Origin of the sequence: Mycobacterium kyorinense, from assembly GCF_002101735.1 — a bacterium.
GTDB lineage: Bacteria > Actinomycetota > Actinomycetes > Mycobacteriales > Mycobacteriaceae > Mycobacterium > Mycobacterium kyorinense.
In genome coordinates this window covers 16,643-27,670 of record NZ_LQPE01000100.1, presented here as the reverse complement: position 1 = coordinate 27,670, position 11,028 = coordinate 16,643, and the positions used below count along the sequence as shown (strand labels likewise).

13 protein-coding genes are annotated in these 11,028 nt (G+C 63.1%); 9 read left to right on the top strand and 4 right to left on the bottom strand.

Annotated elements, in window-relative coordinates; genetic code table 11:
* Positions 1 to 186: 186 nt before the first annotated feature.
* The 8 genes from AWC14_RS11790 (at position 187) to AWC14_RS11750 (ending at position 7,143) form a co-directional block, all read left to right on the top strand.
* Positions 187 to 1,107, top strand: coding sequence for a histidine phosphatase family protein (locus tag AWC14_RS11790; protein WP_081968164.1), 921 nt, complete (start codon positions 187 to 189; stop codon positions 1,105 to 1,107).
* 41 nt (positions 1,108 to 1,148) lie between these two features.
* The gene (locus tag AWC14_RS11785; protein ID WP_045379662.1) at positions 1,149 to 2,288 is read left to right on the top strand and encodes an acyl-CoA dehydrogenase family protein; all 1,140 of its coding nucleotides are present in this window, start codon (positions 1,149 to 1,151) and stop codon (positions 2,286 to 2,288) included.
* The gene (locus tag AWC14_RS11780) at positions 2,285 to 3,340 is read left to right on the top strand and encodes an acyl-CoA dehydrogenase family protein (protein ID WP_045379659.1); all 1,056 of its coding nucleotides are present in this window, start codon (positions 2,285 to 2,287) and stop codon (positions 3,338 to 3,340) included. Before AWC14_RS11785 ends, AWC14_RS11780 begins: the two co-directional genes overlap by 4 nt.
* Positions 3,337 to 4,101 carry an alpha/beta fold hydrolase gene (locus AWC14_RS11775; protein WP_045379656.1) on the top strand — a complete coding sequence of 255 codons (765 nt, stop codon included), beginning with the start codon at positions 3,337 to 3,339 and terminating at the stop codon, positions 4,099 to 4,101. Before AWC14_RS11780 ends, AWC14_RS11775 begins: the two co-directional genes overlap by 4 nt.
* Complete coding sequence (locus tag AWC14_RS11770; protein ID WP_045379653.1) at positions 4,098 to 4,859, top strand: enoyl-CoA hydratase/isomerase family protein; 762 nt, start codon at positions 4,098 to 4,100, stop codon at positions 4,857 to 4,859. Before AWC14_RS11775 ends, AWC14_RS11770 begins: the two co-directional genes overlap by 4 nt.
* 77 nt (positions 4,860 to 4,936) lie before the next feature.
* Positions 4,937 to 5,560 (top strand): N-acetylmuramoyl-L-alanine amidase, encoded by a 624-nt coding sequence (locus AWC14_RS11765; protein ID WP_268811714.1) that lies wholly within the window; start codon positions 4,937 to 4,939, stop codon positions 5,558 to 5,560.
* 108 nt (positions 5,561 to 5,668) lie between these two features.
* Positions 5,669 to 6,250 carry a dihydrofolate reductase family protein gene (locus AWC14_RS11760; protein ID WP_045379680.1) on the top strand — a complete coding sequence of 194 codons (582 nt, stop codon included), beginning with the start codon at positions 5,669 to 5,671 and terminating at the stop codon, positions 6,248 to 6,250.
* Between the two features lie 383 nt (positions 6,251 to 6,633).
* Complete coding sequence (locus AWC14_RS11750) at positions 6,634 to 7,143, top strand: hypothetical protein (protein WP_045379648.1); 510 nt, start codon at positions 6,634 to 6,636, stop codon at positions 7,141 to 7,143.
* Positions 7,144 to 7,188: 45 nt separating this feature from the next.
* Here AWC14_RS11750 and AWC14_RS11745 read toward each other — a convergent pair whose 3' ends face one another.
* Positions 7,189 to 7,938: a VOC family protein gene (locus AWC14_RS11745; protein ID WP_142281672.1), complete on the bottom strand. Its 750-nt coding sequence runs from the start codon at positions 7,936 to 7,938 to the stop codon at positions 7,189 to 7,191.
* A 60-nt stretch (positions 7,939 to 7,998) separates the two neighbouring features.
* Positions 7,999 to 8,418: an immunity 63 family protein gene (locus AWC14_RS11740; RefSeq protein ID WP_235215923.1), complete on the bottom strand. Its 420-nt coding sequence runs from the start codon at positions 8,416 to 8,418 to the stop codon at positions 7,999 to 8,001.
* A gap of 420 nt (positions 8,419 to 8,838) precedes the next feature.
* Here AWC14_RS11740 and AWC14_RS11735 point away from each other — a divergent pair, with 420 nt between their 5' ends.
* Complete coding sequence (locus AWC14_RS11735) at positions 8,839 to 9,624, top strand: alpha/beta hydrolase (RefSeq protein WP_045379645.1); 786 nt, start codon at positions 8,839 to 8,841, stop codon at positions 9,622 to 9,624.
* Positions 9,625 to 9,801: 177 nt separating this feature from the next.
* On the opposite strand, the gene AWC14_RS11730 is transcribed toward AWC14_RS11735, so the two are convergent.
* Positions 9,802 to 10,872, bottom strand: coding sequence for a restriction endonuclease (locus tag AWC14_RS11730; RefSeq protein ID WP_235215922.1), 1,071 nt, complete (start codon positions 10,870 to 10,872; stop codon positions 9,802 to 9,804).
* Between the two features lie 5 nt (positions 10,873 to 10,877).
* Entirely contained in the window at positions 10,878 to 11,027 is a 150-nt protein-coding gene (locus AWC14_RS28685) for a hypothetical protein (protein WP_158089901.1), read from the bottom strand.
* Position 11,028: the final 1 nt, after the last annotated feature.

Below are 11,028 nucleotides of genomic sequence, written 5' to 3'. Positions count from 1 at the left end.
ACGGGCGAGAACGAAGCAAACAACCAAAAACCACCCGGATCCACCCCTTTACAGGGGGTCCGCATCACAGATAAGGAGATCTGCCATCGACCGACCGACCGCTTTCTTAACCGCGCCCACCATGGTGCCGTTGTCGGGTGCCATCGCCACATTGACGACGGCCGCCGGCACCGATCCGCACGTCCCTTGCTGACAATTCAATTCCGCTCTGCTGCTGCAGCGCTGCTTTCGACAACCCTTCTGTACGCCGGATCGGCGCCAGCCTTGGCCGACGAGTCGATCGTCATCGACTTCGTGCGGCACGCGCAGTCGGTGGACAATGCGGCAGGCGTGATCGACACGGCGGTGCCCGGAACTGCACTCAGTCAGCTTGGTCAGCAACAGGCGCAGGCCATCGCCAAAGTACTTGCACCACAGGGTCCTTTCAGCGGGCTCTTCGCATCGCAGTTGATCAGGACGCAGCAAACCGCTGCGCCGTTGGCTGCCCTGCTTGGGATGAACGTGCAAGTACTGCCCGGGCTCAACGAAATCAATGCCGGCACTTACGATGGCTTACCGGAATTCAGCTTCCAGGGGCTTCTATATCTCCTGGGCCCGCTCGGGTGGGCGCTCGGAATACCCGCCGCTCCGATGCTGGCCCCGGGCTCCACTGACCCCAACGGGTTGGTGTTCGACAAGCGCTTTCGCGACGCGCTGCAAACGATTTACGGCAATGCCGTGACCAACCCGGTCCGTGCCGCGGACGGCAATATCACTGAAGTCGCATTTTCAAGCGAATTCGTAATCGAGGTCGGCACGATGATGAACGTCAAGAACCCCGATCCGCTGCTCATGATTTTCGATCCGCTGCCCAACACCGGCATTGTCGTGATCCAGGGCAGTCCCCAGGAGGGCTGGAAGCTGATCAGTTGGAACGGGCACCCTGTCTCGCCGCTTCGAAGGGACACAACGATGAGTCCCGAGGCGATGGGCTTATGCATGCTGCTGAAGGTGACGCCGAGGAACGGGCAATGCGTGGCCAACCCTCCTTTGGAGGCAAATGCTGCGCACACGGAGACTGCGACGGAAAACCTTATCGACCAGCTGCCCGTGGCGTCGTACGGATAAACCCATTCGTCGGCACGACGAATGTGGATAGCCTGCCAAGCATGGTCACATCGCCCACCGCGCTCACTGCGTCAGAGCTGCAATTGCGGGAACAGGTTCGCGCGTTCCTGGCCGAGACGCTGCCCTGGGGCAGCTTCGAGCCCGGCCTCGGGATGGGCGCCGAGGTTAGCCGGGACTTCTCTGCTGCGCTGGCGGAGCGTGGCTGGATCGGGATGGCGGTCCCCACTCGCTATAGCGGTCGCGACGCCACCGCCGTCGACCGCTTTGTCGTCGTCGAAGAGCTGCTGCGGTGGGGCGCCCCGGTGGGGCATCACTGGGTCGCCGACCGGCAGATCGCCCCGGTACTATTGCGTTACGGCACCGAGGAACAGAAACACTGGCTGTTACCCCGAATTTGCCGGGGCGAGTTGTGTTTTTGCATCGGCATGAGCGAGCCCGACGCCGGAAGCGACCTCGCTTCGGTGCGGACACGCGGTGTGCGCGACGCGGGCGGCTGGCGAGTGTCGGGCGCCAAGGTCTGGACCAGCAACGCCATGCACGCCGACTACATGATCGCCCTATGCCGAACCGGTGAGGGCGAACGCCATGCGGGACTCAGCAGATTCCTGATCGATATGCGCAGCCCCGGCGTGACGGTCAAGCCGATCCCCTTCCTGAACGGCAGCACTGATCACTTCGCCGCGGTGATCCTTGACGACGTGGCCGTCTCGGACGACATGGTGATCGGCGAAATCGGGCAGGGCTGGGCGCAAAACGCCAGCGAATTGGCCTTCGAGCGCAGCGGCCCGGACCGGTGGATCTCGACATTCCTACTCGTACAGGAATTCATCCGCGAATGCCCAGACCTAGCCGCCGGTCCCGCGGGGAGTCGGCTGATCGGTGAGCTCGCGGCCCAGTACTGGGTGCTGCGACGGCTTTCGCTGGGGGTAGCCAGGGCAATCGACGCCGGCGGCACACCCGCGGCCGAAGCCGCGCTGATCAAAGAGATGGGCACCCGGTTCGAACAGGATGTGGTGAACGCGCTGCGTGACTTGTTGGATCGTCAGCTCATCAGCGGTGCGCAGACGCCGTCGTTGTTCGACCGGTTGCTGCGTCGCGCCGTGCTGGAGTCGCCGTCGTTTACCATTCGAGGCGGTACCAATGAAGTGCTGCGCTCGGTCGCCGCCAAAGGTTTGTCATGAGCGACAACGAACTGTATGACTCGGCCGCCAAACTCTTTGCCGCGCATAGCCGGTGGGAAGACGTCAGCAATGCCGAAAAGGCCGGCGGGGCACCTGAGCTATGGAAAGCGTTGCAACAGAGCGGTTTCAGCGACGTTCCTGTCTCCGAGGAGCTGGGCGGGGCCGGTGGCAGTGTCGCTGACGCCGTCCAACTGCTCCGTGCGGCGGGAGCGCACGCGGCACCGGTGCCCCTTGCCGAGGCCGGACTGGTCGGCGGATGGCTACTGGCCTCGGTAGGTCTCGCACTCCCGGAGGGTGTTCGTACGGCACTGCCGCCTGGCACCTCGCTCCACCTCGACGGTGATCGGCTGTACGGTACGGTGCCCGCCGTCGCGTGGGGCCACCGCGCCGAACACGTCGTCGGACTCGTCGACGGCGTTGTGGTGCTCGCGCCCGGCCCGGCTGCACCATCAGGCGGCCCGGCGGTCAGCCGCGCGGTTAACATCGCCGAGGAGCCGCGTGACACAGTGGTTTTCGACGGCCAGCGAGTCACCGCACGCGCCGACGCGCCGGACGAAGTCACCGAACAAGTACTCTGGGAGCGCATCGCGCTGGGGCGGGTCGCGCTGATGGCCGGCGCGATCAGTGCCATCGCGGCGATGACATTGCGCTACAGCCGCGAACGTGAGCAGTTCGGGCGTCCCATCGGTCGTTTCCAGGCCGTGCAAACCCATCTGGTCACCCTCCACCAGCAGGCCGCCGTGGTCACATCGGCGCTCGACGGTGCCGTCGAAGCGGTCGAGTGCGGCCGCGGTGGATTCGAAATCGGTTGCGCCAAAATGCTCGCCGACCGGGCAGCTCGGCTGGTGACCGCAGCCGCCCATCAGACGCACGGCGCTATCGGTATGACGAAGGAGTACCCCTTGCATTATCTGACCCGTCGACTCTGGGCCTGGCAAGACGAAGCCGGAGGACATCATCGCTGGGCGCAACGGCTCGGCGCGGCCCTGGTGGCCCGCGGCGCCGACGCCCTGTACCCGGCCATCCAGTCCGGCTCCGAGGTCGTGCAATGAACCGACTGCGACGCGACGACGGGGTCACGCTGGCCTTCCAGGTGCACAACCCGCGAGGCTCGGGCGTGCCTATTCTGCTGACGCACGGTTTCGGCGCGACTGCCGGCATGTGGGACGCGAATATTGCTGCGTTGAGCGCCGATCGGCCCGTGATCGTCTGGGAGCAGCGCGGCCACGGCAGCAGCGATGCACCCGACGACATGGACCGCTACAGCGAGCAGATCAGCGTCGCCGACATGGCCGCCATCCTCGACGCCGCGGGCGCCGATCGGGCCGTGCTCGGCGGAATGTCGTTGGGCGGCTACCTATCCCTGGCTTTTCACCTCGTTTACCCGCAGCGGGTAGCCGCGCTGGTGCTGGTCGACACGGGGCCGGGCTATCGCAACGACGAAGCACGGGCCAAGTGGAACGCGTGGGTAGAGCGACGCGCGCAGCAACTCGAGCGGGGCGAAACGCCGGCCGACATGTCAGCGGAACTCAAGCAGGCGGTGCACCAGCATCCCGAAGGACTGCCCCGTTCCGCCCGCGGTGTCATGGCCCAAACGGACGCTCGCGTAATCACATCGCTCGACACCATCACCGTGCCCACGCTGGTGATCGTCGGCGCCGACGACACCGACTTCCTGGCCAGCGCCGACTACATGCACCGCCACATTCCCAATTCCCGCAAGGTCGTCATCGACGACGCGGGGCACGCGGCGAACATGGACCAACCCGAGTCGTTCAATGCCGCAGTGCGTGAATTTCTGGAAGCGTTATGACGTCAACGGATGTCACCGTCGAATCCGCCGGCCACGTGGCGGTGGTGGAGATCCATCGACCCCCGAACAACTACTTTGACACCACACTGATCAAGAACCTCGCCGACGCCTACGAGCGGCTGGACGACGACGTCGAATGCCGGGCAATTGTGTTGTGCGCCGAGGGAAAGCACTTCTGCGCCGGCGCCGACTTCTCACGGCCCGCCGAGGATCGCTTGTCACCCGGTGAGCTTTACGCTCAGGCCATCCGGTTGTTCCGTACCGGCAAGCCCGTCGTCGCAGCGGTACACGGCGCCGCGATCGGCGGCGGCCTCGGGCTTGCGCTCAGCGCAGACTTCCGGGTGGCCGCGCCCTCCTCGAAATTCGCGGCCAACTTCAGCCGGCTCGGGTTTCATCCCGGCTTCGGGATTACCGCCACGTTGCCGCGCGTCGTCGGTCCGCAAAAAGCACTCGAGTGGGTGCTCACCGGTGAGCGTTTCGGCGGCGGAATCGCCTACGCGGCAGGGCTGGTCGATGAATTGGCCGCCGACGGTGATGTGCGCCCGGCGGCGATTCGGTTCGCAGAGCGCATCGCCGCAGCGGCTCCCCTGGCGTTGGTGAGCATCCGTGCCACCATGCGCGCCGGACTCGCCGAAGCTGTCGCGGCGGCCACCGCACGTGAACTTGAAGAACAAACCCGACTGCAGGCGACCGCCGATTTCCGCGAGGGTGTGACAGCAGCAGCCGAGCGCCGACCCCCGATGTTCACCGGTCACTGAAGGGTCATAGCCCCATGAATATGCCTGTCAACCGCCGTCAAATGCTGCGGCTGGCAGGCGGCGTCGGCTTGGCGTCAATGGTGAGCGCCTGCTCGAGTGAAGCCCGAGCTGCCACTTCGGCGCCCCTGCTATGCCGGGACGCATGGAGCGCGCGACCAGCCCGGCCCGGCGGGAGGCGCCACACCATCACCCGGATGACTCTCCACCACGAGGCAGTCGTCCTCGGCGACAACCGCAATGCCCCAGGCCGCCTCCGCCAAGACCAGCGCTACCACCAAGACCAGTTGGGCTGGATCGACATCGCCTATCACATCGGCGTCGACCGCAACGGCAACATCTACCAACTACGGAGCACCGAGATCGCAGGAGACACGGCGACCGACTACGACACCACAGGCCATTTCTTAGTCCTCTGCCTAGGAGATTTCGACAAGGAGGTTGTGTCGGAGGCACAGCTTCACGGAGCCGCTCTCGCGTTCGCTTGGGCCGCCCACACTTTCGGAATCACCACCGGCACGCTGGCGGGCCATCGTGACTTTGCCCAAACTTCTTGCCCTGGCGCGAACCTCTATGCCCATCTCTCCTCCGGTGACCTCAAGCGTCGCATCGACGATCTGCTTGCCGCGGGCAGAGTGGAGCTCCCGCTCTCCTGCGGACCCACCGCTTCCGCGCAAGTCGCGGCCATCGAGGCAGGCAATTGACGATTCGCCTACGCGGGTAGGCAGCCCAGGAGTCCAAGGGCGATGAGTTTCGCCGTGGTTTCCAGTCTGTATTCCCGAGACGCCTTCACCCGGATCGAGGAGAGCATCATGACCGCCACCTACACCTTCGACGTCTTTTCCAGCCTCGACAGCTTCGGCGGGGTCAGCGGCGGCGACTGGAGCGGCTACTGGGGCAAGCAAGGCCCCGAACTGCTCGACCACCGCCTTGCCGTGTACAACGAGGAGCAGCGGATGGTGTTTGGCGCCAACACATATCGGGCGTTCGTGCAAATGCTGGCGGAGAGTGGCGAGGAATCCGAGGTCCGCGACCCCTGGGTCACCCGGATGAGGCATCTGCCGACGACGGTAGTGTCCACGACGCTGGGTGGACCTCTCGACTGGCCCGACGCAACTCTCGTGAGCGGCGACGCCGTCGACGTCGTCGCCAAGCTGAAGCAGGAATCAGAGGTGCCGTTGCGCTCGCACGGCAGCCTGTCGATGAACCGAGCGCTGATGGCCGCCGGCTTGGTCGACCGCGTCCAGGTGACGCTCTTCCCCGTGATCACCGGTCAGACCGGTGATGACCCGATCTTTCAGGGGGCGGCCGACTTCGACCTCGAGCTGATCGAGAGCCGAACGCTCGACGGCAATATCCAAGAGCTCACCTACCGGCCAACGCTGCATGTCTGAGTCGATCAATAGGACCGCAAGCGCCCAGCACTGACACGCAAGAACTCAAGCGGCTCAAGAAATCTCGGTTCCCGAACGCCTACCGCGTCGAGAGACATGCGACGTGGTAGGAAGCTTTTCCGGACGCGACGTGCAGCCACCAACACGAGCAGATTAATCGCGAGCCTGGCCAGCGCCACCCGACTCGTCCGCTTCTTCCAGCTTGGAGGCTTCGAGCGGGCGCACCGACCAAAGTAGTAGCCGATGCACAGTGCTGTCACCAGCGCGGCGATCACCACAAGCGGTGTCATAAAGAGAGCGTCCTTGATCGCTGTCGCGGGACAGTCACACGCGAGACACACCTCGGTCTTAATTCATCGGCGAACGCGTTACGGTGGATCGCCATGCAGGTGTTGGCCGCTCCCCCCAGCTTCGGTCACTCGGACTGCGAACGCGTTGTCGTTGGTGCCGCGCTGGCGCAGCCCGTCCTCGCCATCACCAGCCTGGCCTACGTCGCAGCCGGGATGGCCGTATTGGCCTGGGCGGCAAGGGTTAAGGCACCGGTGGCTGCGGCCGCCGGGGCAGCGCTCGTAGCGGTCGGGGCCGGCAGCTTCGCCTACCACGGGCCGCAACTCTCGTGGGCGAAGTTCGCCCATGACTGGCCTATCGTCGCTGCGGGAGCGGTGTACACCGCCGGTCTGGCCCGCAGCGCGCGGCGAGAGCAGTGGTCGGCCTGGGCGGCACCGGCCGGCGTCTTCGCTTTGGGACTGGCCGCCTACGCCGCGGGACGCTCGGGGTCGCCGCTGTGCCGGCCCGAGAGTCTGTGGCAGTACCACGGCGCATGGCACGTCCTTTCTGCAGCAGCCGCCGGCTGGGCTGCCCGGGCCATGGCGCCGGGTGGCGAGGAAAGGTAACGGGAGCGAATGCAGTTGTGAGACAGCGGTTTCGGAGGTACGCCATCATCCCGCACGCGCTATGAACCGCACTCCGCCGATCTCGGCGACCGGCCCGTCACCGACGGGAAGACCCGGCAAGCCGGGCGTCAGCCAGATTTCGGTAATGCCTTCCGCCCGGCCATCGACCGCCGAGACGAACCTCAAGGTTTGGCTAGCCTGGGCCAGCCGAACCAGGGCCAGCTCGCCGTCTACCTCGGCGTCGAGACCAAGAACATCGGCCCACTGCTGGGCCGCTATGGCCGGTTCCTCCACCTCGACCGTGATGCCGGCGATGCCGCCCGGCGGGTGATCAGGTACCGCTCCGGTCCAAGCCGGTCCCGCCCAGCGCCACGAATTGGTCGGCGACGCCCAGTCGAGAGACACGATCGCCCCGGGGATGTCCTTGGGGTGCAAATGGGTTCCCGCGATGTCGTCGAGGTCGATCGACCACACCACGCGTACCCCTAGATCGGTCACGTGTCGGCGGGCTTCGTCGAGCGAAGGCATCTGGAATATGGCCATATAGCCGCTGTCGGATCCGCGACGGGCGAGATATCGCCCGGAAGTGGTGTCGGGTCGCACGGGAGAGACCACCTCCACGAAGGTGTCGCCCACTGGGAAGACGGCGTTGACGAGGCCGAACTCTCCGACCCCCGGATCATGGAACGGATCCGGCCAGCCAAACGTCTCCTGCAGCGCCGACGCAATCTTTTCGCAGTCATGGGCGACCAGCGCCACCTGGCGTAGACGAGGACCGGGCAATGGGTCTGGCATCAGCACGCTCCCATGGCAGCGACGTACGACCACGGTACCTGGGCTCGATTGAGGACCGCGCTACAGCGCTTCGCCAATGTCGGGCAGTAAGGCAATGTCCTGTGGTTGACCATTACGGAAAAGAGCGGCGAGTTCACGCACCCGCCTTTTCGCCCAGTCAATATTGAATCGGCTAAGTATTTGGTACTCGTACTTGAAACGTTCTGCGCGATCTCCGACCCATTTGGCCGCTTGGCTTGTCACTATGCCTTCGCAGTACCAGTAGAGAACGTCATCGAGGCTGCCAGCCCGATCGAAGCCGAGTTTTCCTCGCTCGTAGAACGTAAAGTGATACGCGCCGTCGTCAGCGATATAAATGTTCAGTCCATCATTTGTTCGGAGCCCAACCGGCATGGAACGTACGCCGAGCTTCTCCGACAACCGGTCGATCTCATTTTGAAGTTCCGTCGATTTATCAGCCAAGCCGTGGTCCGTATTCATCAAGGATTCCCCTGTGAGTCTATCGCTGCCCAAGCGCCACGCAGGACGCGAAATTGACGAGCTGTCGTCGCCGCTTATCACGGCATTTCGTCCTAATGCCGCATTCGGTCGGGTCAAGTTGTGAGAAAAGAACGCTGCCCAGAGTTTGTAGCCCTGGCCAGTACTTTCTTGGTGGAGTTGCCGGGAATCGAAGACGCATATAACGCAGCTGACCTGCACAGATGTTATACGAGTCAGCACGATGCGACATGGGAAAACATGAGTCAACAGGGGTTTGTGCTGACCGCCGTCAGCACGCGCGTCGTGGCGCGGTCACGAAGCTTGGTGCTGGCAATGACAATGTGTGATTCGAACGAGCCGAGGACCTAGCGCCTGAGAAGATGCCTGGGAATGCCGCAGACAGATCGCAACGGAGGAACCATGCTCGAAGTCATCGACAGGGGGTCTGCAACCGAAGCGCATCGTGTTCCACTGCTATTTGTCCATGGTGCATGGCATGCAGCCTGGTGCTGGGACGAACACTTCCTGGACTTTTTCGCCGAGAGAGGTTTCCGTGCCGTTGCACTCAGCCTCCGAAATCACGGAGGCAGCCAAAAGAGGAAACCCCGCACCTGTTCGATGGTTGACTACGTCAACGACGTCGACTCAGTTGCCGCAAGTCTTTCTACCAATCTAGTAGTCATCGGCCATTCGATGGGCGGCTTAGTGGTGCAAAAGTACCTTGAGAAGCACAGCGCCCCGGCGGGAGTCCTCCTTGCGTCGCTGCCTGTGAGCGGGGGCGGCCGCCCCCTACTGCGCATAATGGGGCGTCATCCGTTGCGTGCCGCAAGAGCCTCACTTACGGGCAAGTCACTGCGCGCTGTGAGCACACCACAGGCGACGCGTGAAAATTTCTACTCGGCAAGCACTCCGGAGTCGGATGTTGAGCACTACGCCGCGCTGTTGAACGAGGAGTACTCCGGGAGATTAACGTTCGATCTCACGGTGCTTAGTTTCGTCAAGCCTGACCGAGTGACCACACCTCTGCTCGTCTTGGGAGCCGAATCTGATGCCTGCGTCAGCCAAGACGAAATACGGAAGACAGCACTCGCGTACGGCACGGAGGCTGAGTTGTTCCCCGGCATGGGCCACAACATGATGCTTGAGCCCGGATGGCAGGCGGTCGCCGAAAGGATCGCCAGTTGGCTCGCAGGCCGGGGGCTCTGAGAGGTGGTTGCGTTGCGTCGAGTAGTGCAGACTCAGAACTAACATTGTGGGTTTCTCGAAAGCCGCAGCGAAAGTATCGGAATCACAAGGCATTACCTGGCAGCGGCTGGCAACCACTTCTTACCGACGACGTTGCCTAGCTGAGCAAGCTGGTCGTCGACCATGCGATCGAACTCATCATGTTGCTGAGGTTACCGGCGGTTCTCCGCCCAGATGAAGTTGTAACTGTTTGAGGATGTTGAGCTGACCCGGATTCAGCGCGACCTTTGCAAGTGTCAGGTTACGACCCTGAGTCGGGATGATGGTTGCGATCATGCGACCTGGAACTGGGCTCACACCGACCAGAGCGGTGGCGAACATCTCGCCCGTGGGAACCTTTTCCATCGCAAGGTAGAGCATCGGGGAATACTCCCAGCTGAGCTGCCCTTGCAGGGTCACTGCCTCGATGCGGTACAGGGCGTCATCCGTGGCGCGAATGTATACCTCTTGTTTGTCGATGCCGAATGTATGGCCGAAAGGCCATCGGGGATTGTCCGGCATCGGTATAGCCCCGTGGCTGAGTAGCGCTTCCCACATTGGCCCGATGCGCTCTTTCATCGGTTGAGTTCCGAAGAGGATGTCGGTGGATAGGACCAACATTGCCTCTGTAAAGCTCCGGAAGTCGACGTATGCGGGATGCGGCTGGCCGTCGGCATCGAAAAGTGGTGTGTCCCAGGGTATGAGATCCATTTGTGGTGCATTGTCCATGTGGGCCTCGATGCGCCACTCTGGCCACGTCAAGTAGAACTGCGACCCCCGAAAGACTTCTGAGGGAGGCCCTTTCATGGGTGCAAGGTCGGGGAATTGCTCCTCAATCGGAGTGGTCCACTCCTTGATGACGTAAAGGTCTACGCCGTGATGGGCGGCCTTTTTGATTGCGCCTTCGGTGTAGCCCGAACTGCACACGATTGCTCGCTGAGTAACGGTGGGCATGTCATTGAGCTTCATGGCTAACGCTTCGACGTGCGACACATCAAGCTTCTTTTTCCAGTGCTTGACCTCGTATCCCGCGAACTCATACACCTCGCCGTCCGGGGTCGCCACCGTTACGTCTACATCGCGCCGGGTGCCCGACGCCTCGTCTGGCACCTCGTCGCCAAGTGTCACGTGGTAGTTCACGCCAAGGCCGTGCTTGAGGGTGAAAAGTCCGACGAGGTACTGAAAGAGCATCGGAGACAGCGGCAACTTTTCCGGCTGTGGAGCGGGCACGGCTGTCACTGGATCGGCCCGGCATACTTTCCGTCGATCGTCGCATGGGCAAATATCCGCTCGATGGACTCCCGCCGAGAGTGGGCGAGCGGTGGTGTGGACGAGACCAGCTCAGCAACCTTTGCTTGGTACTCAGGGGCGCCGGGTTTCGCCATA